Below are 24,335 nucleotides of genomic sequence, written 5' to 3'. Positions count from 1 at the left end.
GGCAGGTAAAAAAGTTAACAGTCCCAACCGAGACTACTTTTAACACTGTGCCCCGGTTTTTCGAAATACGGTACGCAGCGCTTTTTTGATACAAACACTGTTACAAGCGGGCATTGTACGGGTTTGTTCGCCCAATGCCATGCTTGAGACCCTTGGCTCCAGCATAGCCAACAGCACAATACGCGCCGTCCAATTTGAGCATGCATTCTCTTTTGTGACAAAGGCTTATGAGGTGTTTTTATGAGTGAAGCGAAGCATTCCCGCCTGATCATTCTGGGTTCCGGCCCTGCCGGTTACAGCGCAGCCGTTTATGCCGCTCGCGCCAACCTCAAACCCGTTGTCATTACCGGCATACAGGCCGGTGGCCAGCTGACCACCACCGTCGAAGTCGACAACTGGCCCGGCGACGTCGAAGGCCTGACTGGCCCGGTGCTGATGGAACGCATGCAGAAACACGCCGAACGCTTCGACACCGAGATCGTTTACGACCACATCCATACCGCCAAGTTGCAACAGCGCCCGTTCGAGCTCATCGGCGACAGCGGCACCTACACCTGCGATGCGCTGATTATCGCCACCGGCGCTTCGGCCCAATACCTGGGGCTGCCATCGGAAGAAGCCTTTGCCGGCAAAGGGGTTTCGGCCTGCGCCACCTGCGATGGTTTCTTCTATCGCAACCAGGTGGTCGCAGTGGTCGGCGGCGGCAACACCGCTGTGGAAGAAGCCCTGTACCTGTCGAACATCGCCAAGGAGGTTCATCTGATTCACCGTCGCGACAAACTGCGTTCGGAGAAGATCCTGCAGGACAAGCTCTTCGAAAAAGCCGCCAACGGCAATATCCGCCTGCACTGGAACCAGAACCTGGACGAAATACTCGGTGACGCCAGCGGCGTGACCGGCGCCCGCCTGCGTCACAGCCATACCGGCGAAACCGCTGAACTGTCGCTGGCCGGCGTGTTCATCGCCATCGGCCACAAACCCAACACCGACCTGTTCCAGGGCCAGCTGCAGATGCGCAACGGCTACCTGCTGGTCAAGGGCGGCAGCGAAGGCGACGCCACCGCCACCGCCATCCAGGGTGTATTCGCCGCCGGCGACGTGGCCGACCACGTTTACCGCCAGGCAGTGACCTCTGCCGGAGCCGGTTGCATGGCTGCGCTGGATGCCGAGAAGTATCTCGATGACATTCCCGGCGTTTGACGGTTAACCTTCTATCTGGCGGGTTTATCGGCCCGCCACCGCCCTCCCCTTCTGCAAGCCCGGATGCCATGCTGACTTGGTTACAACGCAATACCCTGACTTTTCCGCCGCTGGAAAAAGCCATGCGCGACCCCAACGGACTGCTGGCCGCGGGCGGCGATCTGTCCGCCGACCGTCTGATTCAGGCGTATCGCCATGGCTGCTTTCCGTGGTTCTCGGAAGGCCAACCGATTCTCTGGTGGTCGCCGGATCCGCGCACGGTGCTGTTTCCCGACGAACTGCATGTCTCCCGCAGCCTGAATAAACTGCTGCGCCAACAACGCTATCAAGTGACCTTCGATCGGGATTTTGCCGCAGTCATCAGCGCCTGCGCCGCGCCGCGCGAGTACGCCGATGGCACCTGGATCACCCAAGCGATGCAGGACGCCTACGTCGAACTGCACAGGCGCGGCTACGCCCATTCGGTGGAGGTCTGGGACGATGGCGTGCTGGTCGGCGGGCTCTACGGCCTGGCCATGGGACAGCTGTTTTTCGGTGAGTCGATGTTCAGCCGCGCCGACAACGCCTCCAAATATGGCTTTGCCATGCTGGTGCGACATCTGAAAGACTCAGGTTTTGTGCTGATCGATTGCCAGATGCCCACCGATCATCTGCACAGCCTGGGCGCCCGAGCGATTCCCCGCACCGAGTTTGCCGGCTACCTTGCCCGGCACCTGGATCAACCCAGTAGTGCCACCTGGGTTTGCTGAGCGACATTGGCCCGTGTGGCTTACACTTAATGCGGGGAGACGAATTGAGAGCGTCCCCTTATCAAAAGTTTATCCCGAGGGTTGATCATGACCGAGTTGGCGCGTTTGAAGTTCTATGCCACTCAGCCCCACTCTTGCAGTTATCTGCCCGAGGAGCAGGCCACTACGCTGTTCCTCGATCCCAGTCAGCCCATGGATGTGCATGTCTACGCAGATCTGTCGGAAATGGGCTTTCGTCGCAGTGGCGATCATCTCTACCGGCCCCATTGCCAGAATTGCAATGCGTGCGTACCGGCGCGCATTCCTGTGGCGCAATTTACCCCCAACCGTCAGCAGAAACGCATTCTCAAACGCAATGCCGACTTGCAGGTACGCCCGGCCCGACCAAAGTTCAGCGAGGAGTATTTCGACCTCTATCAGCGCTACATCGAACAGCGCCACGCCGACGGCGATATGTATCCGCCGAGTCGCGACCAGTTCTCGACCTTCCTGGTGCGTGACCTGCCGTTCTCCCGCTTCTACGAATTTCGTCTCGAAGGCCGACTGGTGGCGGTGGCCGTCACCGACTTGCTGCCCAATGGCCTGTCAGCGGTGTACACCTTCTACGAGCCCGGCGAGGAGCGTCGCAGCCTGGGGCGTTACGCGATTCTCTGGCAGATTGCCGAAGCCCGGCGCCTGGGGCTGGAAGCGGTCTATCTCGGCTACTGGATCAAAAACTGCAAAAAAATGAGCTACAAGACCCAATATCGCCCTATCGAACTGCTGATTAATCAACGTTGGGTCATCCTGAGCTAGAACCCCTTGGCTTAAACCCCACTTTTCGGGCACAATGCACGCCGCTTTTGCCTGGCGCAGTTGCACCGGGCCATTCATTGGACACCGAGGGCTTTACTGCATGTCGAAAGAAGACAGCTTCGAAATGGAAGGCACTGTCGTCGACACCCTGCCCAACACCATGTTTCGTGTGGAGTTGGAAAATGGGCACGTCGTAACCGCGCATATCTCCGGCAAGATGCGCAAGAACTACATTCGTATTCTTACCGGCGACAAAGTGCGCGTCGAGCTGACGCCCTATGACTTGAGCAAAGGGCGCATCACCTACCGCGCTCGCTAATCAAGTCAATACAAAACGCCCGGCTATGCCGGGCGTTTTTGTTTGTGCGCAATGCCGAACGCGGAGCGTGCGTTGAGGCATTCCCACGCGGAGCGTGGGAACGATCACATCTGGCAGACAGCAAAAAGGCGCCTTTCGGCGCCTTTTGCTTTGTTGCAGTTAACGTCAGGCCATTTCAGCCGTGGTCTCGAACTCGAAAGTCAGCTCGCCGTCCTTGATGTCGATGTGCACCACACCGCCATGGTCGGCCAGTTCGCCAAAGAGAATCTCCTCCGCCAGCGGACGCTTGATCTTGTCCTGAATCAAGCGCGCCATTGGTCGAGCGCCCATTGCCGTGTCGTAGCCACCCGCCGCCAGCCAGCTGCGTGCAGCGTCAGTCACTTCCAGCTGCACACGCTTGTCTTCCAGTTGCGCCTGAAGTTCGGTAAGGAACTTGTCCACCACACTTTTGATGACCTCATGACTGAGGCGACCAAACTGGATAATGGTGTCCAGACGGTTGCGGAATTCCGGCGTGAAACTCTTCTTGATCACTTCCATCGCATCGGACGAGTGGTCCTGATAGGTGAAACCGATCGAAGCACGCGCTGCAGTCTCGGCACCGGCGTTGGTCGTCATGATGACGATCACGTTACGAAAATCTGCCTTGCGCCCGTTGTTATCAGTCAGCGTACCGTGATCCATGACCTGCAACAGCAGGTTGAAGACTTCCGGATGCGCCTTCTCGATTTCATCGAGCAACAATACGCAGTGAGGCTGCTTGGTGATGGCTTCGGTCAGCAGACCGCCCTGGTCGAACCCGACATAGCCTGGAGGCGCACCGATCAGACGCGATACGGTATGGCGCTCCATGTACTCGGACATGTCGAAGCGAACCAGCTCGACCCCCAACGCCTTGGCCAGCTGCCGCGCAGCTTCGGTTTTACCGACGCCGGTCGGGCCTGCGAACAGGAACGAACCGACGGGCTTGTCAGGCGACTTGAGGCCGGCACGGGACAGTTTGATCGCGGTCGACAGTGAGTCGATCGCCGCATCCTGGCCGAATACCGTGAGTTTCAGGTCACGCTCAAGGTTCCGCAGCAGCTCTTTGTCGGAGCTGGTGACGTGTTTTGGCGGAATTCGCGCGATTTTCGCAACGATGTCCTCGACCTGAGGCACTTCGATGCGTTTCACGCGCTTCTCGACTGGCTGCAGACGCTGATAGGCACCCGCCTCGTCGATGACGTCGATGGCCTTGTCCGGCATGTGCCGGTCATTGATGTAACGCGACGCCAGTTCGGCAGCGGCGCGCAGGGCTTCATCACTGTATTCAATGTTGTGATGGAGCTCGAAACGCCCTTTCAGGCCACGCAGGATACCGATGGTGTCTTCCACCGAAGGCTCCGACACATCGACCTTCTGGAAGCGCCGGGCCAAGGCACGGTCCTTCTCGAAGATCCCGCGGAACTCCTGGAACGTGGTCGAACCGATGCAGCGAATATCGCCCGAAGACAACAATGGCTTGAGCAGGTTCGAGGCATCCATGACGCCACCGGACGCAGCGCCCGCACCGATGATGGTGTGGATCTCGTCGATGAACAGGATCGCCTGCGGACGTTTTTTCAGTTCATTGAGCAACGCCTTGAAGCGCTTCTCGAAATCACCGCGGTATTTGGTTCCAGCCAGCAAGGCCCCCAGATCGAGGGAATACACCACGCTGTTGGCCAGCAGGTCCGGCACCTGGTTGTCGACAATGCGTTTGGCCAGGCCTTCGGCAATCGCGGTTTTACCCACGCCCGCCTCGCCCACCAGCAGCGGATTGTTTTTGCGACGACGCGCCAGGATCTGCGCGACTCGCTCGACTTCGAGCTCACGGCCTACCAATGGATCGATACGACCCTGGCGCGCGAGTTCATTGAGGTTGCTGGCATAAGCATCCAGAGGATTGCCTGAAGAAGAAGACTCACCGCCCTCGTCGTCCTGCATATCTTGTTCACCTTCAGAGTGATCGCCATGCCCCGGCACTTTGGAAATGCCATGGGCGATGTAGTTGACGACATCGATGCGCGCAACGCTCTGCTGTTTCAGCAGAAACACTGCCTGACTCTCTTGCTCACTGAAGATCGCGACCAGCACGTTGGCGCCAGTCACTTCGCGTTTGCCCGAGCTCTGTACGTGAAAGACAGCACGTTGCAGTACACGCTGGAAGCCCAGGGTTGGCTGGGTTTCGCGATCCTCGTCATGCAAGGGGATCAATGGCGTGGTGGAGTCGATGAACTCCTGCAGGTCATGCTTGAGTTTGTCGAGGTTTGCGCCGCAGGCACGCAAAACGGTAGCGGCAGCCTCATTATCCAATAGGGCCAGCAGCAGGTGTTCGACGGTCATGAATTCATGACGCTTCGAACGAGCCTCCTTGAAGGCTAGATTGAGGGTGACTTCGAGCTCGCGGTTTAACATAGCTTCACCTCATACCCAAGTGGTCGGCGATTAACCGTCCTTCTCGATTTCACAGAGTAGCGGATGCTGGCTTTCCCTGGCGTACTGGTTGACCTGCATGGCCTTGGTCTCGGCGATGTCGCGGGTAAACACTCCACATACTGCCCGTCCTTCTGTATGAACGGCCAGCATGACCTTGGTCGCCAGCTCGCGATTCAGGTTAAAAAACACCTCGAGCACTTCGACGACGAAATCCATCGGTGTGTAGTCATCGTTGAACAAAACCACCTTGTACATAGGCGGCGCCTGTAAAGCAGGCTTAGCCTCCTGAACAGCAATGCCTGCGGAATCGTCGTCGTGTAAATCAGGGCGATCCTGATTGAATGTTAGTCGAATCTGGCTGATTGCATGCATGGAAAGAAAGGTTCGTCAGTTGTGCAAATACAGTGGTGGGGGCGGCCATCAGCGATTTCAACTCCGACTGCCCGGTCACCTTGACTATCGGGAAAACGGTGTTACAACCAATAGAGCCCACAGTGGGTAAAAAAGGTCCGCGGAGTCAATCTATTTACAAGATTAGACTGCGGATTAACTGGATGATACTCCAGTGATGGAGTCTGTTGCAGAGGGATATGGGTATGGCTGTCGGTAAGGTGAAATGGTTCAACAATGCCAAGGGGTTCGGTTTCATTAATACCGACGCCAGGGAAGGTCGTGACGAGGACGGAAAAGAAATCGATTTCTTTGCCCACTACTCAGCCATTGATATGGATGGATACAAGACCCTCAAGGCCGGGCAAGCCGTATACTTTGATATTGTTCAAGGCCCCAAGGGGCTGCATGCCGTCAAAATTATGGACAAAGTGGCCATTGACGCAGCAGCCGCAGCCGCTACCAGCAGCCACGCCAAAGCCGTGAGCTGATTCATACCACCCAAGGCATCCAGTCATAAAAAAACCGCCCGACTCGATCACTCGAGCCGGGCGGTTTTATTGCAGCCGTTCTTCGCTTACATGTGCGAGATCAGCGCATCACCGAAGCCCGAAGACGACACCAGTTTGGCACCGTCCATCAGACGTTCGAAGTCGTAGGTCACGGTCTTGGCACCAATGGCGCCATTGGTGCCCTTGATGATCAGATCGGCCGCCTCGGTCCAGCCCATGTGACGCAGCATCATCTCTGCGGACAGGATGAGCGAGCCCGGGTTGACCTGGTCCTTGCCGGCGTACTTCGGCGCGGTGCCGTGGGTGGCTTCGAACATGGCCACGGTGTCGGACAGGTTCGCACCCGGCGCAATACCGATACCGCCCACTTCTGCCGCCAGGGCGTCGGAGAGGTAGTCACCGTTGAGGTTCAGGGTGGCGATCACATCGTACTCGGCCGGACGCAGCAGGATCTGCTGGAGCATGGCGTCGGCGATGGCGTCCTTGACGATGACATTCTTGCCGGTTTTCGGGTTTTTGAACTGCATCCACGGACCGCCATCGAGCAGGGTCGCGCCGAATTCTTCGGCAGCCACTTCGTAGGCCCATTCCTTGAAGGCACCTTCGGTGAACTTCATGATGTTGCCTTTGTGCACAATAGTCAGCGAGTCGCGGTCATTGTCGACCACGTACTGCAGGGCCTTGCGCGCCAGACGCTTGGTGCCTTCCAGGGAAACCGGCTTGACGCCGATACCGCAATTCTGGTCGAAACGGATCTTGGTGACGCCCATTTCTTCTTTAAGGAACTTGATGACCTTGGTCGCTTCCGGCGAACCAGCCTTCCATTCGATACCGGCATAAATGTCTTCCGAGTTTTCGCGGAAGATGGTCATGTCGACGTCGCCTGGCTTCTTGACCGGACTCGGCACGCCTTCGAACCAGCGCACTGGACGCAGGCACACATACAGGTCGAGCTGCTGGCGCAGCGCCACGTTCAGGGAACGGATGCCACCGCCGACCGGCGTGGTCAGAGGGCCCTTGATGGAAACCACGTAATCCTTGACCGCGTCCAGGGTTTCCTGAGGCAGCCAGGTGTCCTGATCGTAAACCTGAGTCGCTTTCTCCCCGGCGTAGACTTCCATCCAGGAAATTTTGCGCTCGCCGCCGTAAGCCTTCTTAACAGCAGCATCGACAACCTTGATCATGACCGGGCTGATATCAACGCCAATACCATCGCCTTCAATGAAGGGAATGATCGGGTTGTTAGGAACATTGAGAGAATGGTCCGCGTTGACGGTAATTTTTTCGCCGACGGCTGGAACCTGAATCTTCTTGTATCCCATGCTGAACTCCATTGTTTGGATTGAACATCTGGCTTCGTCCGAGCGTACCCCAGTTGAATCGGCGCGCAAACCCTATGTTCCGTCCATCTGCCGCGAAGCTGCACAGTTCGTGACGTACAAGCCTGAAAGTAAAGGGAAAAGCGCCAAACTCAAGCACGCCATGCAAGGCTACTCCCCACGCCTGCCTGCGACCTTTAGACCAATGGACGAGAATCGTTGCATATGAACCATCGGCAGATTGCCAGCTACCTATGTATAATGCCGCCGCTGACCACAGAGTCACGACGGCCGACCTCTCTGCCACTGGAAATGTAGCCGAGACTCTGGGCCCGAAAAAGCAGGATTGTTACCGCAGTCCACCCGCTTGACGCTCGACCGATGCACCCAACATCACCGCAAAGAAACCTCGACATTCGGCTCATGGATGACTTTGAACGAACGCGCTTACCCGGCGCCCCTCGAGTTTCTGTGCACGCTTTAGCAAAGAAGAGAGAGTTAATCCGAATATGCCCACCCGCTCGAAGATCATCTATACCTTCACCGACGAAGCCCCAGCCCTCGCCACCTATTCACTGTTGCCTATCGTAGAGGCCTTCACCGCCTCCGCTGATATCGCCGTTGAAACCCGCGATATCTCTCTTGCAGGGCGCATTCTGGCCAGCTTCCCCGAGCAATTGGGTGATAAAGCGGTAGCCGACCACCTCGCCGAACTGGGCGACCTGGCCGTTACACCTGAAGCCAACATCATCAAACTGCCGAACATCAGCGCTTCGGTTCCACAACTGCAGGCCGCGATCAAAGAGCTGCAAGCCCAGGGCTATGCACTGCCGGACTACCCGGAAACCGTGACCAGCGACGCCGACAAAGAAGCCAAGGCCCGCTACGACAAGATCAAGGGCAGCGCCGTAAACCCGGTTCTGCGCGAAGGCAACTCCGATCGTCGCGCACCGCTGTCGGTCAAGAACTACGCACGCAAGCACCCGCACAAAATGGGCGCCTGGGCCAAGGACTCCAAGTCCCACGTAGCTCACATGAGCACCGGCGATTTCTACGGCAGCGAAAAAGCTGCCCTGATCGACGCCGCTGACGCCGTCAAAATCGAACTGATCGCTCAAGACGGCACCACCACCGTCCTGAAGGAAAAAACCACCGTACAAGCCGGTGAGATCCTCGATTGCGCAGTCATGAGCAAAAACGCGCTGCGCAGCTTCATCGCCGCCGAGATCGAAGACGCCAAGGCAAAAGGCGTGCTGCTGTCGGTTCACCTCAAAGCCACCATGATGAAGGTCTCCGACCCGATCATGTTCGGCCAGATCGTTGCCGAGTTCTATAAAGACGCACTGGCCAAGCACGCTGACGTGCTGGCGCAGATCGGCTTCAACCTGAACAACGGCATCGGCGACCTGTACGCTCGCATCAAGGCCTTGCCTGCCGAGCAACAAGCGCAGATCGAAGCGGACATCCAGGCGGTCTACGCCGTTCGTCCGTCGTTGGCCATGGTCAACTCCGACAAAGGCATCACCAACCTGCACGTGCCGAGCGACGTCATCGTCGACGCCTCGATGCCAGCGATGATCCGTGACTCCGGCAAGATGTGGGGCACCGACGGCCAGCTGCACGACACCAAGGCGGTGATCCCGGATCGCTGCTACGCCACCATCTACCAGGCGGTGATCGAAGACTGCAAGGCAAACGGCGCCTTCGATCCGACCACCATGGGCAGCGTGCCAAACGTTGGCCTGATGGCGAAAAAAGCCGAAGAGTACGGCTCGCACGACAAGACGTTCCAGATCAAGGCCAACGGCGTTGTTCGTGTCACCGACAGCAAAGGCTCCCTGCTGCTGGAACAGTCGGTTGAAGCCGGCGACATCTTCCGCATGTGCCAGACCAAAGACGCGCCGATCCAGGACTGGGTCAAACTGGCCGTCAACCGCGCTCGCGCAAGCAGCACTCCAGCGATTTTCTGGCTGGACCCAATGCGCGCCCACGACGGCGTAGTGATCGAGAAAGTTCAGGCTTACCTGAAGGACCACGACACTTCCGGGCTGGACATCCGCGTCATGTCGCCAGTCGACGCGATGAAGTTCACCCTGGAGCGCACTCGCTCCGGCCTCGACACCATTTCGGTGACCGGCAACGTATTGCGCGACTACCTGACTGACCTGTTCCCGATCATGGAACTGGGCACCAGCGCCAAGATGCTGTCGATCGTTCCGCTGATGAACGGCGGTGGCCTGTTCGAAACCGGCGCTGGCGGTTCGGCACCGAAGCACGTTCAACAGCTGCTGGAAGAAAACTTCCTGCGCTGGGATTCCCTGGGCGAGTTCCTGGCCCTGGCCGCCTCCCTTGAGCATCTGGGTGTGACGTACAACAACCCTAAAGCGCTGGTGCTGGCCAAGACCCTGGATCAGGCCACTGGCCAGTTCCTGGACAACAACAAGTCGCCATCGCGCAAAGTCGGCAACATCGACAACCGCGGCAGCCACTTCTACCTGGCGCTGTACTGGGCTCAGGCCCTGGCCGCCCAGACCGAAGACGCTGCACTGCAAGCGCAGTTTGGCGAACTGGCCAAAACCCTGACCGCGAACGAAGCAACTATCGTTGCCGAGCTCAACGCCGTTCAGGGCAAGCCAGTGGACATCGGCGGTTACTACCACGCCAATGCCGAGCTGATCAGCAAGGCCATGCGCCCGAGCGCAACCTTCAACGCCGCGATCGCTGCGTTGGTTTAAGGTTGTAAGGGAACATCACAAACCCCGGCCATGCGCCGGGGTTTGTGTTTTCAGCGTTGACAGCATTCAAATGTGAACACTGCCCCCACAGGGAAAGCGCTTCAAATTCAACATTAAGGACATTTCATGGATTGGCTACCCCACATCACCGTCGCCACCATCGTCGAAGACAACGGTCGCTTCCTGATGGTCGAAGAATCCAAACACGGACGAACGGTGCTCAATCAGCCCGCCGGTCATCTGGACCCGGACGAAACCCTGATCGAGGCCGCCGTACGCGAAACCCTCGAAGAAACCGGCTGGGACGTCGAGCCAACCGGCGTAATAGGCATTTATCTCTACACCGCCCCGAGCAACGGAGTGACCTATCAACGCGTCTGCTTCACCGCCAAAGCGCTGAAACACCGTCCCGACTATCAATTGGACGACGGTATTGTCGGCGCGAAATGGCTGACGCGTGACGAACTGCTACAACAGCGCGCAAACTGGCGCAGTGAGCTGATCATCCGCTGTATCGATGATTATCTGGACGGTAAACACTTCAGCCTCGAGCTGATCCGCCCTTCTCTTTAGCCTTGCAGGCTTGAGCCTGCTAGAATCGCGTCCTTTTTCAAGACACTCATTAAATCCCTATGCGTGATCCAGCCCCTTCTGCCACACAAAAGAAGCGCGTCATTGTCGGTATGTCCGGCGGCGTGGACTCTTCCGTTTCCGCTCTCCTGCTGATCGAGCAGGGTTATGAGGTGGAAGGCCTGTTCATGAAGAACTGGGAAGAAGACGATGGAACGGAATACTGCACCGCCATGGATGACCTGGCGGACGCGCAGGCCGTGTGCGACAAGATTGGCATCAAGCTGCACACCGCCAACTTCGCCGCCGAGTACTGGGACAACGTGTTCGAGCACTTCCTGGCCGAATACAAGGCCGGTCGCACGCCGAATCCGGACATCCTGTGCAACCGCGAGATCAAGTTCAAGGCGTTCCTCGACTACGCCATGATGCTCGGCGCCGACCTGATCGCCACCGGCCACTACGTGCGTCGCCGCGACATCGATGGTCGCACCGAACTGCTCAAGGGCCTGGATCCGAACAAGGACCAAAGCTACTTCCTGCACGCCGTCGGCGGCGAACAGATCGCCAAGACCCTGTTCCCGGTCGGCGAGCTGGAAAAACCCGAAGTCCGCGCGATTGCCGAGAAACACGACCTGGCCACCGCGAAGAAAAAGGACTCCACCGGAATCTGCTTTATCGGCGAACGTCGCTTCAGCGATTTCCTCAAGCAATACCTGCCGGCCCAACCCGGCGAGATCAAGACCACCGACGGTGAAGTCATCGGCCGTCACCATGGCCTGATGTATCACACCATCGGCCAGCGGCAGGGTCTGGGCATCGGCGGCCTGAAAGACGCCGGTGAAGAGCCGTGGTACGTGTTGATCAAGGACCTGGAACACAACGAGCTGATCGTCGGCCAGGGCAACGACCACCCATGGCTGTTCTCCCGCGCCCTGCTCGCCTCGGACATCTATTGGGTCAACCCGATCGATTTGACCGAGCCGCGCAGGCTGACCGCCAAGGTGCGTTATCGCCAGAGCGACCAGCCTTGCACCCTGGAAAAGACCGCCACCGGCTACCGTGCCACCTTTGATGACCCGCAACGCGCGGTCACTCCGGGCCAATCCGTGGTGTTCTACGACGGTGAAATCTGCCTCGGTGGCGGCGTGATCGAAGTAGCCGAGCCCTGGACCAGCAAGGGCCAGCGTTCATGAGCCCGACTCAGGAGCAACTGACGGCCCTGGGCGGCGTGTTTCTCGCCGCCGTGCTGGTCGACAAGATCGCCAAGACCGGCCAGACCAACGAAGCCGGCCTGACTTGCATGCTCGGCAGCCTGTTGATTCGCGACCCCAAGGACACTCTGGAAGTGTACGGCGGCGATGACATCAATTTGCGCGAAGGCTATCGCGCATTGATCGGCGCCCTGGAGCGCGACCCCAGCACCCTTCAGCGCGAACCGCTGCGCTACGCCCTGGCGATGCTGGGGCTGGAGCGCCAATTGGCCAAGCGCAATGACATGCTGGACGTGATCGGCAAGCGCCTACCGCAGATTCAGTCCCAGGTCGAACACTTCGGCCCGGCCCACGAAAACGTGATCGCCGCTTGCGGCGCGCTGTACCAGGACACCCTGAGCACTCTGCGCCAACGAATTCAGGTGCATGGCGACATGCGCAACCTGCAGCAACCGAGCAATGCCTCGAAAATCCGCGCACTGTTGCTGGCCGGGATTCGTTCGGCACGCCTGTGGCGGCAGTTGGGCGGTCATCGCTGGCAGTTGGTGATCAGCCGACGCAAGTTGCTTAAAGAGCTTTACCCGCTGATGCGCAGCAGCTGAACCGCGCCCGCAATACCGTTTTGTAGTCAGTAACGCGTAATACGCCGGTCAGTTGGCAACGGACCGGCGGATTTTTTTCATGTATGATACGCGCCCCATTTCGTTGCCCGACTGTCCGAGAACACCCCATGCAGCTCTCTTCGCTCACTGCGGTTTCCCCTGTTGACGGCCGCTACGCCGGCAAAACCCAGGCCCTGCGCCCAATTTTCAGCGAATACGGCCTGATCCGTGCTCGCGTTCTGGTTGAAGTGCGCTGGCTCCAGCGCCTGGCCGCTCACCCTGCCATCAGCGAAGTGCCGGCGTTCTCCGCCGAAGCCAACGCGGTGTTGAACACCCTGGCGGAAAACTTCTCTCTGGAGCACGCCGAGCGTGTCAAAGAGATCGAGCGCACCACCAACCACGACGTCAAAGCCATTGAATACCTGCTTAAAGAGCAGGCGGCCAAGCTGCCGGAACTGGCCAAGGTCAGCGAGTTCATCCACTTCGCCTGCACCAGCGAGGACATCAACAACCTGTCCCACGCCCTGATGCTGCGTGAAGGCCGTGATGACGTGATGCTGCCGCTGATGCGCCAGACCGCCAACGCCATCCGCGAACTGGCCATCCGTTTCGCTGATGTGCCGATGCTGTCGCGCACCCACGGTCAACCGGCATCGCCGACCACCCTGGGCAAAGAGCTGGCGAACGTGGTTTACCGCCTGGAGCGTCAAATCGCTCAAGTCGCCGCCGTTCCGCTGCTGGGCAAGATCAACGGCGCCGTCGGCAACTACAACGCTCACCTGTCGGCCTACCCTGAGATCGACTGGGAAGCCAACGCCCGCGCCTTCATCGAAGACGAGCTGGGCCTGGGCTTCAACCCGTACACCACGCAGATCGAACCGCACGACTACATCGCCGAGCTGTTCGACGCGATCGCGCGCTTCAACACCATCCTGATCGACTTCGACCGCGACATCTGGGGCTACATCTCCCTGGGTTATTTCAAACAGCGCACCATCGCTGGCGAAATCGGTTCGTCGACCATGCCGCACAAGGTCAACCCGATCGACTTCGAAAACTCCGAAGGCAACCTGGGCATCGCCAACGCACTGTTCCAGCACCTGGCGAGCAAACTGCCAATCTCCCGCTGGCAGCGCGACCTGACCGACTCCACCGTACTGCGCAACCTCGGTGTCGGCTTCGCCCACAGCGTGATCGCGTACGAAGCCAGCCTCAAAGGCATCAGCAAACTGGAGCTCAACGAGCAAAAGATTGCCGCCGACCTGGACGCTTGCTGGGAAGTATTGGCCGAACCGATCCAGACCGTGATGCGTCGTTACAACATCGAAAACCCGTACGAGAAGCTCAAAGAGCTGACGCGCGGCAAGGGCATCAGCCCTGAAGCACTGCAAACCTTCATCGACGGCCTGGACATGCCAGCTGCCGCCAAGGCTGAGCTGAAACTGCTCACCCCGGCCAACTACATCGGCAACGCTGTGGCACAAGCCAAACGCATCTGATCGACCGCTCTACCCGTTTGAGACGCCCGGCGCCGCCGGGCGTTTTTATTCCCGTCTGAAAAGTGCATTTTTTCAATAGGTTACACATGAATCCTGACATTCCTCTTCAACTTCTGGGCGGCATCACGGCGCGGGAATTCCTGCGCGACTACTGGCAGAAAAAACCCCTGCTGATCCGTCAGGCGATTCCTGATTTCGAAAGCCCGATCGACGCCGACGAACTGGCCGGCCTGGCGCTGGAAGAAGAAGTCGAATCGCGCCTGGTGATCGAGCACGGCGAGCGCCCTTGGGAATTGCGCCGCGGCCCGTTCGCCGAAGACGAATTCAGCAAACTGCCGGAACGCGAATGGACCCTGCTGGTGCAAGCCGTCGACCAATTCGTGCCGGAAGTTGCCGAACTGCTGGAAAACTTCCGCTTCCTGCCGAGCTGGCGCGTCGACGACGTGATGATCAGTTTTGCCGCTCCGGGTGGCAGCGTGGGTCCGCACTTCGATAACTACGACGTGTTCCTGCTGCAAGGCCACGGCAAGCGCAACTGGAAAATCGGCCAGATGTGCGACTCCGAGAGCCCGCTGCTGCAACACGCCGACCTGCGCATCCTCGCCGATTTCGAAGCCACCGATGAGTGGGTGCTGGAACCGGGCGACATGCTCTACCTGCCACCGCGCCTGGCTCATTCTGGCGTGGCTGTCGATGATTGCATGACCTACTCGGTCGGCTTCCGCGCCCCGAGCGCCGCTGAAGTGCTGACCCACTTCACCGACTTCCTCAGCCAGTTCCTGACGGACGAAGAGCGCTACACCGACGCCGACGCCCTGCCGGCGGTCGATCCTCATCAAATCCAGCACGATGCCCTCGATCGCCTCAAAAGCCTGCTGGCCGAACACATGAGCGACGAGCGCCTGCTGCTGACCTGGTTCGGCCAGTTCATGACCGAGCCGCGCTACCCGGAACTGGTGGTCGGCCCGGAAGAAGTCGAAGAGCAAGACTTCCTCAGCGCGCTCGAAGAAGGTGCCGTGCTGATCCGCAACCCGAGTGCGCGCCTGGCCTGGTCGGAAGTCGACGACGACCTGCTGCTGTTCGCCAGCGGCCAGAGCCGTTACCTGCCGGGCAAGCTGCGCGAGCTGCTGAAAATGATCTGCGCCGCCGACGCCCTGCATGTCGATAACCTCGGCCCATGGCTGAGCGACGAAGACGGCCGTGGCCTGCTGTGTGAACTGGTCAAGCAGGGCAGCCTGGGGTTTGCCGATGAATAAGATTCACGTACGTGTCGCAGACTGGCAAAAGGACAACGCTGAGATCCGGCGCATTCGTGAAGCGGTATTCGTCGCCGAGCAATCCGTTCCACCTGAATTGGAATGGGATGCCGATGACGCCACGGCGGTGCATTTCCTGGCCTTCGAAGGCGACTTTCCGATCGGCACCGCCCGCCTGTTGTCCGATGGCCACATCGGCCGGGTGTCGGTGCTCAAAGACTGGCGCGGCATGAAGGTTGGCGATGCGCTGATGCAAGCGGTGATCGGTGAAGCCGAGAAGCGCGGGCTGAAGCAGCAGATGCTGAGCGCGCAAGTGCAAGCCACGGCGTTCTATGAGCGCCTGGGTTTCAGTATGGTCAGTGAGGAATTCCTGGAAGCCGGGATTCCGCATGTAGACATGGTGCGTCACTCGACTTGATTCCCTGTGGCGAGGGGGCTTGCCCCCGTTGGGCTGCGCAGCAGCCCTAAAAATCTTGGGGCCGCTGCGCGACCCAACGGGGGCAAGCCCCCTCACCACAAATACATATCAAGAACACCACAAAACGCCCCGCCATTCTCGGATGCCGGGGCGTTTTGCTGTCTGTGATTCAACTCGCACCACGCCGGGCCGACAAACTGGCAATATCAAACCTTTGATTTGCGGAGAAACGGACATGTCCCTACGCACCCTGCTCACCACGCTGCTGCTGACCTGCAGTTTTTCGGTCATGGCCGCCACCGAGATCGTGCCCCTGAATTACCGCACCAGCGCCGACCTGCTGCCAGTAGCGCAGGATTTCATCGGCAAGGACGGCAAGGTCAGCGCCTACGGCAACCAGCTGATCGTCAACGCCGAGCCCGACAAGATCGATGAACTCAAGACCTTCCTCGCGCAACTCGACACCGCCCCCAAACGCTTACTGATCACCGTCGACACCAACGAAAACAACTTTCAGGGCGATCAGGGCTACTCGGTCAACGGTGCCGCACCGAATCAAACCCGCATCATCAATCGCAGCACCGACAGCCGTGAAGGCGGTATCCAGCAGATTCAGGCCAGCGAAGGCGCACCGGCGCTAATCCAGGTCGGCCAAAGCGTGCCGCTCACCAGCACTCAGACTGACGGCTATGGCGACCTGCGCAGCCAGACCGAATACCGCAATGTCACCCAGGGTTTCTACGTCACCGCCAGCGTCACCGGCAACATCGTTCATCTAGCCATCAGTACCAACCGTGACCGGATGAGCCAGGAACGTCCCGATGTAGTGAACGTGCAAAGTACCGACACAACTGTCAGCGGTCGACTGGGCGAATGGATCACCCTGGCCGGCGTGAATCGTCAGACTCAGGCCGACAAACAGGGTCTGACCCGCAGCTACTCGACCCAGGGCCGGGATGACATGACTTTGCGGGTGAAAGTCGACACCTTGGACTAAAGCACCAAAAACTGACTGATTAGTCGTATTAGACCAAAGATGTAGTGCTTGAAAAAAAGCACTACAAAACGTTTGACGAGCCAAAAAAGCAAAGGCATGATGGCCTCGCTCCCGCTAATCAGAGGCCCTGGCAAGGGCTTTCGAGTCGCTGTTCGCACCCTACCCCGCGAGCCGATTCGTGTCTGTACCGCCCACAAGGTGTGTTTGACGAGGTTGCCGACTGGAACGAAGTTGTCCCGAGGGACGGAAGCGTAATTAGGTAACCCGGCTCCACACTGAAGTTCGCACCAAGGCCCACGACGCCCGAATGCGCTCGCCAGTTCGCCCTTACCTGCTCACTTCCCCCTCGAGCCCATCGTTCATCCCGTCGCCATCCCCGCCGAACCCGACTTGACCGCCTAAGCTTCTGGTCAGCGAGCAGCCATGTACGCCCCCAACTGAATGAGCGTATTTGGCACGCAGGAATTGTTCACCCAGAACCATTTTCGATTAAAGACGCGACGAGGTTTATCTCCATGGCACTGACACGCGAACAGCAAATTGCAGCCCTCGAAAAAGACTGGGCTGAAAACCCACGCTGGAAAGGCGTGAAGCGCAATTACTCCGCTGCTGACGTCGTCCGTCTGCGTGGCTCGGTTCAACCTGAGCACACCTTTGCAAAAATGGGCGCCGAGAAGCTCTGGAACCTGGTGACCCAGGGCGCCAAGCCGTCCTTCCGTCCTGAGAAAGATTTCGTTAACTGCATGGGCGCCCTGACCGGTGGCCAGGCCGTACAGCAAGTCAAGGCCGGCATCCAGGCGATCTACCTGTCGGGCTGGCAAGTGGCTGCGGACAACAACTCCGCCGAATCGATGTACCCGGACCAGTCGCTGTACCCGGTGGATTCGGTTCCAACCGTGGTCAAGCGCATCAACAACTCGTTCCGTCGCGCTGACCAGATCCAGTGGAAAGCCGGCAAGAACCCGGGCGACGAAGGCTACATCGACTACTTCGCCCCGATCGTGGCTGACGCTGAAGCCGGTTTCGGCGGCGTGCTGAACGCTTACGAGCTGATGAAAAGCATGATCGAAGCAGGCGCCGCCGGCGTTCACTTCGAAGACCAACTGGCTTCCGTAAAAAAATGCGGCCACATGGGCGGCAAGGTACTGGTTCCGACCCAGGAAGCCGTGCAGAAGCTGACCGCTGCTCGTCTGGCAGCCGACGTCGCCGGTGTACCGACCATTATCCTGGCCCGTACCGACGCGAACGCCGCTGACCTGCTGACGTCCGACTGCGACCCGTACGATCAGCCATTCGTGACCGGCACCCGTACCCAGGAAGGCTTCTACAAGGTTCGCGCCGGTCTCGACCAGGCCATCGCTCGCGGCCTGGCCTACGCGCCGTACGCCGACCTGATCTGGTGCGAAACCGCCAAGCCGGATCTGGACGAAGCCCGTCGCTTCGCCGAAGCGATCAAAAAGGAATACCCGGACCAACTGCTGTCGTACAACTGCTCGCCTTCCTTCAACTGGAAGAAAAACCTGGACGACGCGACCATCGCCAAGTTCCAGCGCGAACTGTCCGCCATGGGTTACAAGCACCAGTTCATCACCCTGGCCGGCATTCACAACATGTGGCACAGCATGTTCAACCTGGCGCACGACTACGCCCGCAACGACATGACCGCCTACGTTAAGCTGCAAGAGCAAGAGTTCGCCGACGCCGCCAAGGGCTACACCTTCGTGGCTCACCAGCAGGAAGTGGGCACCGGCTACTTCGACGACATGACCACCGTGATCCAGGGTGGCACGTCTTCGGTAACCGCACTGACCGGTTCGACCGAAGAAGAACAGTTCCACTGATCTGCTTCGCTTAAACAAACGGCCCTTGCGGACCGAATAAAAAGCTAACCGCAAAGCCGCTCATCTGACGCCCCGACTGGTTCGGGGCGTTTTTTTGCCTGCGATTCTCCCCCTCTGTAGGAGCGAGGCTTGCCCGCGAAGAATGCGCTGCGGTTTTTCAGACATACCGCATCATCGTTCTTCGCGGGCAAGCCTCGCTCCTACGGGATCGGGTGCAGGAAAAAACCTTGATCCAGAGCAGTTTCACGATCAGGAAAACAAGGTAAAACCACCCCGCGCGCTACTTGCAGTAACGCGCATATAAGACAACTTCCCGAACCGCTGCTCGCTAAACAGTTTGAAAACCACACCAAATAACATTGATTATCATTTAGCGGAAACTATGTTCGTTACATTCCCTACAAAACATATTTGACAAAACCCCCGCTAATGCCCGAACCGCATGGGCTACAGGGCTTTGGAGATGCGCCATGTCCTTATTCCAATAAATAATTTCGCTATTGGAATTTTACTTGCAGGGTGTTTAGCCATAAAATCAGCGGGATTGATTGCTGCGACATATCGTCACTGCCTTATTTCTTTATCAAGCTCAGAGACCTTTGCTCTCTGTTAAGGATTACCAGCATGCCCGAAGCGACCGGACTCATGGCCCACAACTGGGGCTTTGCCATTTTCCTTCTGGGTGTCGGCGGCCTTTGCGCCTTCATGCTCGGCGTCTCCAGCCTCCTCGGGTCAAAAGCCTGGGGCCGCAGCAAAAACGAACCGTTCGAGTCCGGCATGCTACCTACAGGTGGCGCCCGCTTGCGGCTCTCAGCCAAATTCTATCTGGTCGCGATGCTCTTCGTGATCTTCGATATCGAAGCCCTCTTTCTCTTTGCCTGGTCTGTGTCCGTCCGCGAAAGCGGCTGGACCGGATTCGTCGAAGCTCTCGTTTTCATAGCAATTCTGTTGGCAGGTCTTGTCTACCTATTTCGAGTGGGCGCCCTTGACTGGGCTCCGGCAGCTCGTCTTAAGCGGCAAGCGAAGCTGAAACAATGAGGCTTTGGCAATGCAATACAATCTCACCAGGATCGACCCCGATGCTCCTAACGAGCAGTATCCGATTGGCCAACGGGAAACCGTTTCCGATCCGTTAGAAGATCAAGTCCACAAAAACATTTTCATGGGCAAGCTCGAAGACGTGCTCAACGGCACGATCAACTGGGGGCGCAAGAACTCCCTGTGGCCGTATAACTTCGGTCTTTCGTGCTGCTACGTGGAAATGACTACCGCCTTCACGGCGCCCCACGACATCGCGCGCTTTGGCGCCGAGGTAATTCGGGCATCACCGCGTCAGGCGGATTTCATGGTTATCGCCGGTACCTGCTTCATCAAGATGGCGCCGATCATTCAGCGTCTCTACGAGCAGATGCTCGAACCTAAATGGGTCATTTCCATGGGTTCGTGCGCCAACTCCGGTGGCATGTACGACATCTACTCCGTCGTTCAAGGGGTGGACAAGTTCCTGCCCGTGGACGTCTACGTGCCTGGCTGCCCACCCCGCCCTGAAGCTTTTCTGCAAGGCTTGATGCTGTTGCAGGAGTCGATTGGCCAGGAGCGTCGCCCACTTTCCTGGGTCGTTGGCGATCAAGGCGTTTACCGCGCCGAGATGCCTTCGCAAAAGGAACAGCGCCGCGAACAGCGTATTCAGGTAACCAACCTGCGCAGCCCCGACGAAGTCTGATCCAGATCTGCTTCTTTTATAGAACGAGAAACTGGCTTCATTCTTTACGTTGACCGAAAGCGATAAATAACCATGACTGCAGGCAGTGCTCTGTACATCCCGCCTTATAAGGCAGACGACCAGGATGTGGTCGTCGAACTGAACAACCGTTTTGGCCCAGAGGCGTTCACCGCCCAGCCTACCCGCACCGGCATGCCGGTGCTTTGGGTTGCCCGCGCCAAACTCGTCGAAGTCCTGACTTTCCTGCGCAACCTGCCCAAGCCGTACGTCATGCTCTATGACCTGCACGGCGTGGACGAGCGTCTGCGTACCAAGCGTCAAGGGCTGCCAAACGGCGTCGACTTCACTGTGTTCTATCACTTGATGTCGATCGAACGTAATAGTGACGTAATGATCAAGGTTGCCTTGTCCGAGAGCGACCTCAACCTGCCGAGCGTCACCAGCATCTGGCCGAACGCCAACTGGTATGAGCGTGAAGTGTGGGACATGTACGGCATTCACTTTGCCGGCCACCCGCACCTGAGCCGCATCATGATGCCGCCGACCTGGGAAGGTCACCCGCTGCGCAAGGACTTCCCGGCCCGCGCCACCGAGTTCGATCCGTTCAGCCTGACCCTGGCCAAGCAACAGCTTGAGGAAGAAGCCGCGCGCTTCAAGCCTGAAGACTGGGGCATGAAGCGTTCCGGCCCGAACGAGGACTACATGTTCCTCAACCTGGGTCCGAACCACCCTTCGGCCCACGGTGCGTTCCGTATCATCCTGCAGCTGGACGGTGAAGAGATCGTCGACTGCGTGCCAGACGTCGGCTACCACCACCGTGGTGCCGAGAAGATGGCCGAGCGTCAGTCCTGGCACAGTTTCATTCCGTACACCGACCGTATCGACTACCTCGGCGGCGTGATGAACAACCTGCCGTACGTGCTCTCGGTCGAGAAGCTGGCCGGCATCAAGGTGCCCGAGAAGGTCGACGTCATCCGCATCATGATGGCCGAGTTCTTCCGGATCACCAGCCACCTGCTGTTCCTGGGGACTTACATCCAGGACGTCGGCGCCATGACTCCGGTGTTCTTCACCTTCACCGACCGCCAGAAAGCGTACACGGTGATCGAAGCCATTACCGGTTTCCGTCTGCACCCGGCCTGGTACCGCATCGGTGGCGTCGCCCACGACCTGCCGCGCGGCTGGGAAAAACTGGTCAAGGATTTCGTCGAGTGGATGCCAAAGCGTCTGGACGAATACCAGAAAGCCGCACTGGACAACAGCATCCTGCGTGGCCGGACCATCGGCGTCGCCGCCTACAACACCAAGGAAGCCCTGGAATGGGGCGTCACCGGTGCCGGCCTGCGTTCGACCGGTTGCAATTTCGACCTGCGTAAAGCTCGCCCCTACTCCGGCTACGAAAACTTCGAATTCGAAGTACCGCTGGCGGCCAATGGCGATGCCTACGACCGTTGCATCGTTCGCGTCGAAGAAATGCGCCAGAGCATCAAGATCATCGAGCAGTGCATGCGCAACATGCCGGAAGGCCCGTACAAGGCGGACCACCCGCTGACCACGCCGCCGCCTAAAGAGCGCACGCTGCAGCACATCGAGACCCTGATCACGCACTTCCTGCAAGTTTCGTGGGGCCCGGTCATGCCGGCCAACGAATCCTTCCAGATGATCGAAGCGACCAAGGGCATCAACAGTTATTACCTGACGAGCGATGGCGGCACCATGAGCTACCGCACCCGGATTCGTACCCCAAGCTTCCCGCACCTGCAGCAGATCCCTTCGGTGATCAAAGGCAGCATGGTCGCGGACTTGATCGCGTACCTGGGTAGTATCGATTTCGTTATGGCCGACGTGGACCGTTAAGCATGAACAGCACGCTTATCCTGACAGACCGTTTCGCCCTGAGCGAAACCGAGCGCTCGGCCATCGAGCACGAGCTGCATCACTACGAAGACCCGCGCGCGGCGTCGATCGAAGCCCTGAAGATCGTCCAGAAGGAACGTGGCTGGGTGCCTGACGGCGCGCTCTACGCCATCGGCGAAATCCTCGGCATCCCGGCCAGCGACGTTGAAGGGGTGGCTACTTTCTATAGCCAGATCTTCCGTCAGCCAGTCGGCCGTCACATCATTCGCGTCTGCGACAGCATGGTCTGCTACATCGGCGGCCATGAATCGGTGGTCAGCGAAATCCAGAGCAAGCTGGGCATCGGCCTGGGCCAGACCACCGCCGACGGTCGCTTCACCCTGCTGCCGGTCTGCTGCCTCGGCAACTGTGACAAGGCGCCGGCGTTGATGATCGACGACGACACATTCGGTGATGTGCAGCCTGCCGGCGTTGCCAAATTGCTCGAGGGCTACGTATGACCCTGACTTCCTTCGGTCCTGCCAACCGCATCAAGCGTTCGGCCGAGACTCACCCGCTCACCTGGCGTTTGCGTGACGACGGCGAAGCCGTATGGCTCGACGAGTACCAGGCCAAGAACGGTTACGCCGCTGCACGCAAAGCCTTCGCCGACATGGCCCAGGACGACATCGTCCAGACCGTGAAAGACTCCGGCCTCAAGGGTCGCGGCGGTGCAGGCTTCCCCACTGGCGTGAAGTGGGGCCTGATGCCCAAGGACGAATCCATCAACATCCGCTACCTGCTGTGCAACGCGGATGAAATGGAGCCGAACACCTGGAAAGACCGCATGCTGATGGAGCAACTGCCCCATCTGCTGATCGAAGGCATGCTGATCAGTGCTCGCGCGCTGAAAACCTACCGGGGCTACATCTTCCTGCGTGGCGAATACACCACCGCCGCCAAGCACCTGAACCGTGCCGTGGAAGAAGCCAAGGCAGCAGGTCTGCTGGGCAAGAACATCCTGGGCAGCGGCTTCGATTTCGAGCTGTTCGTCCACACCGGTGCCGGGCGTTACATCTGCGGTGAAGAAACCGCACTGATCAACTCCCTCGAAGGCCGCCGCGCCAACCCGCGCTCCAAGCCGCCCTTCCCTGCCGCCGTGGGCGTGTGGGGCAAGCCGACTTGCGTGAACAACGTTGAAACCCTGTGCAACGTGCCGGCGATCATCGCCGACGGCGTGGACTGGTACAAATCGTTGGCCCGCGAAGGCAGCGAAGACATGGGCACCAAGCTCATGGGCTTCTCCGGCAAGGTCAAGAACCCGGGCCTGTGGGAATTGCCGTTCGGCGTTACCGGTCGCGAGCTGTTCGAAGACTACGCCGGCGGCATGCGCGACGGTTACAAGCTCAAGTGCTGGCAGCCTGGCGGCGCCGGTACCGGCTTCCTGTTGCCGGAACACCTGGACGCACAAATGTACGCCGGCGGCATCGCCAAAGTGGGCACCCGTATGGGTACCGGCCTGGCCATGGCGGTGGACGACAGCGTCAACATGGTGTCCCTGCTGCGCAACATGGAAGAGTTCTTCGCCCGTGAATCGTGTGGTTTCTGCACCCCATGCCGTGACGGTCTGCCGTGGAGCGTCAAGCTGCTGCGCGCGATCGAGAACGGTGAAGGGCAAGCCGGCGATATCGAGACCCTGCTGGGTCTGGTCGGTTTCCTCGGCCCAGGCAAGACCTTCTGTGCTCACGCACCGGGTGCCGTGGAGCCGTTGGGCAGTGCCATCAAATACTTCCGTCCAGAGTTCGAAGCCGGCATCGCGCCTACCCGCGCCATCGTCCCGCCTCTGGCAAAGCCGATCGTAGTCGGCGCTTAACGCTTTAAAAAAGGCGAACGGTCCGTGCCG

At 58.9% G+C, this 24,335-nt stretch carries 22 protein-coding genes; 19 read left to right on the top strand and 3 right to left on the bottom strand.

Translation table 11 applies throughout. The features are described from left to right. Positions 1-240: 240 nt before the first annotated feature. From trxB to infA, 4 genes are all read left to right on the top strand, one after another. Positions 241-1,200 carry a thioredoxin-disulfide reductase gene (gene trxB / locus AF70_RS02645; protein WP_018925527.1) on the top strand — a complete coding sequence of 320 codons (960 nt, stop codon included), beginning with the start codon at positions 241-243 and terminating at the stop codon, positions 1,198-1,200. Positions 1,201-1,268: 68 nt separating this feature from the next. Beyond that, positions 1,269-1,949, top strand: a complete 681-nt coding sequence (gene aat / locus AF70_RS02640; RefSeq protein ID WP_028941277.1) for a leucyl/phenylalanyl-tRNA--protein transferase — start codon at positions 1,269-1,271, stop codon at positions 1,947-1,949. 87 nt (positions 1,950-2,036) lie between these two features. Beyond that, on the top strand, positions 2,037-2,744 hold the full coding sequence (locus AF70_RS02635; RefSeq protein WP_019580087.1) for an arginyltransferase: 708 nt from the start codon (positions 2,037-2,039) through the stop codon (positions 2,742-2,744). A gap of 100 nt (positions 2,745-2,844) precedes the next feature. Further along, on the top strand, positions 2,845-3,063 hold the full coding sequence (infA, locus tag AF70_RS02630) for a translation initiation factor IF-1 (RefSeq protein WP_002553999.1): 219 nt from the start codon (positions 2,845-2,847) through the stop codon (positions 3,061-3,063). A 165-nt stretch (positions 3,064-3,228) separates the two neighbouring features. Here infA and clpA read toward each other — a convergent pair whose 3' ends face one another. Then, positions 3,229-5,499, bottom strand: a complete 2,271-nt coding sequence (clpA, locus tag AF70_RS02625) for an ATP-dependent Clp protease ATP-binding subunit ClpA (protein ID WP_019580086.1) — start codon at positions 5,497-5,499, stop codon at positions 3,229-3,231. Positions 5,500-5,529: 30 nt separating this feature from the next. Further along, positions 5,530-5,892, bottom strand: coding sequence for an ATP-dependent Clp protease adapter ClpS (gene clpS, locus AF70_RS02620; RefSeq protein ID WP_015094394.1), 363 nt, complete (start codon positions 5,890-5,892; stop codon positions 5,530-5,532). 224 nt (positions 5,893-6,116) lie between these two features. Here clpS and AF70_RS02615 point away from each other — a divergent pair, with 224 nt between their 5' ends. Then, positions 6,117-6,401, top strand: a complete 285-nt coding sequence (locus tag AF70_RS02615) for a cold shock domain-containing protein (RefSeq protein WP_028941276.1) — start codon at positions 6,117-6,119, stop codon at positions 6,399-6,401. A gap of 86 nt (positions 6,402-6,487) precedes the next feature. Here the strand turns inward: AF70_RS02615 and icd are convergent, their stop codons facing one another. Further along, entirely contained in the window at positions 6,488-7,744 is a 1,257-nt protein-coding gene (gene icd, locus AF70_RS02610) for an NADP-dependent isocitrate dehydrogenase (RefSeq protein ID WP_019580084.1), read from the bottom strand. 506 nt (positions 7,745-8,250) lie between these two features. Between icd and AF70_RS02605 the strand changes: the two genes are divergently transcribed. The 14 genes from AF70_RS02605 (at position 8,251) to nuoF (ending at position 24,305) form a co-directional block, all read left to right on the top strand. Continuing rightward, the gene (locus AF70_RS02605) at positions 8,251-10,476 is read left to right on the top strand and encodes an NADP-dependent isocitrate dehydrogenase (RefSeq protein WP_028941275.1); all 2,226 of its coding nucleotides are present in this window, start codon (positions 8,251-8,253) and stop codon (positions 10,474-10,476) included. Between the two features lie 126 nt (positions 10,477-10,602). Beyond that, positions 10,603-11,049 carry an NUDIX hydrolase gene (locus AF70_RS02600; RefSeq protein WP_028941274.1) on the top strand — a complete coding sequence of 149 codons (447 nt, stop codon included), beginning with the start codon at positions 10,603-10,605 and terminating at the stop codon, positions 11,047-11,049. Positions 11,050-11,108: 59 nt separating this feature from the next. Continuing rightward, a complete protein-coding gene (gene mnmA, locus AF70_RS02595) occupies positions 11,109-12,242 on the top strand; it encodes a tRNA 2-thiouridine(34) synthase MnmA (RefSeq protein WP_028941273.1) in 1,134 nt (377 codons plus the stop codon). Next, complete coding sequence (hflD, locus tag AF70_RS02590; RefSeq protein ID WP_007940860.1) at positions 12,239-12,862, top strand: high frequency lysogenization protein HflD; 624 nt, start codon at positions 12,239-12,241, stop codon at positions 12,860-12,862. Before mnmA ends, hflD begins: the two co-directional genes overlap by 4 nt. 128 nt (positions 12,863-12,990) lie before the next feature. After that, positions 12,991-14,361 carry an adenylosuccinate lyase gene (purB, locus tag AF70_RS02585; protein WP_007940861.1) on the top strand — a complete coding sequence of 457 codons (1,371 nt, stop codon included), beginning with the start codon at positions 12,991-12,993 and terminating at the stop codon, positions 14,359-14,361. An 86-nt stretch (positions 14,362-14,447) separates the two neighbouring features. After that, positions 14,448-15,617: a cupin domain-containing protein gene (locus AF70_RS02580; RefSeq protein WP_019580081.1), complete on the top strand. Its 1,170-nt coding sequence runs from the start codon at positions 14,448-14,450 to the stop codon at positions 15,615-15,617. Beyond that, positions 15,610-16,035: a GNAT family N-acetyltransferase gene (locus AF70_RS02575; protein WP_028941272.1), complete on the top strand. Its 426-nt coding sequence runs from the start codon at positions 15,610-15,612 to the stop codon at positions 16,033-16,035. The genes AF70_RS02580 and AF70_RS02575 overlap by 8 nt, the downstream gene beginning before the upstream one ends. 235 nt (positions 16,036-16,270) lie before the next feature. Beyond that, the gene (locus AF70_RS02570) at positions 16,271-17,032 is read left to right on the top strand and encodes a secretin N-terminal domain-containing protein (protein WP_028941271.1); all 762 of its coding nucleotides are present in this window, start codon (positions 16,271-16,273) and stop codon (positions 17,030-17,032) included. Positions 17,033-17,547: 515 nt separating this feature from the next. After that, positions 17,548-18,873 carry an isocitrate lyase gene (aceA, locus tag AF70_RS02565; protein WP_018925513.1) on the top strand — a complete coding sequence of 442 codons (1,326 nt, stop codon included), beginning with the start codon at positions 17,548-17,550 and terminating at the stop codon, positions 18,871-18,873. A gap of 624 nt (positions 18,874-19,497) precedes the next feature. Continuing rightward, positions 19,498-19,911 carry an NADH-quinone oxidoreductase subunit A gene (locus AF70_RS02560; protein ID WP_007940868.1) on the top strand — a complete coding sequence of 138 codons (414 nt, stop codon included), beginning with the start codon at positions 19,498-19,500 and terminating at the stop codon, positions 19,909-19,911. Positions 19,912-19,921: 10 nt separating this feature from the next. Then, on the top strand, positions 19,922-20,596 hold the full coding sequence (locus AF70_RS02555) for an NADH-quinone oxidoreductase subunit B family protein (RefSeq protein ID WP_007940869.1): 675 nt from the start codon (positions 19,922-19,924) through the stop codon (positions 20,594-20,596). Between the two features lie 72 nt (positions 20,597-20,668). After that, positions 20,669-22,453 (top strand): NADH-quinone oxidoreductase subunit C/D, encoded by a 1,785-nt coding sequence (nuoC, locus tag AF70_RS02550; protein ID WP_028941270.1) that lies wholly within the window; start codon positions 20,669-20,671, stop codon positions 22,451-22,453. A 2-nt stretch (positions 22,454-22,455) separates the two neighbouring features. Next, the gene (nuoE, locus tag AF70_RS02545) at positions 22,456-22,953 is read left to right on the top strand and encodes an NADH-quinone oxidoreductase subunit NuoE (RefSeq protein ID WP_007905058.1); all 498 of its coding nucleotides are present in this window, start codon (positions 22,456-22,458) and stop codon (positions 22,951-22,953) included. Continuing rightward, positions 22,950-24,305, top strand: a complete 1,356-nt coding sequence (gene nuoF, locus AF70_RS02540) for an NADH-quinone oxidoreductase subunit NuoF (RefSeq protein ID WP_028941269.1) — start codon at positions 22,950-22,952, stop codon at positions 24,303-24,305. The genes nuoE and nuoF overlap by 4 nt, the downstream gene beginning before the upstream one ends. The last annotated feature ends 30 nt before the right edge of the window (positions 24,306-24,335 follow it).

This window comes from Pseudomonas sp. KD5 (assembly GCF_012932895.1).
Classification (GTDB): domain Bacteria; phylum Pseudomonadota; class Gammaproteobacteria; order Pseudomonadales; family Pseudomonadaceae; genus Aquipseudomonas.
The sequence above is the reverse complement of the archived record's forward strand: the minus strand, read 5'-3'. Positions and strand labels throughout refer to the sequence as shown.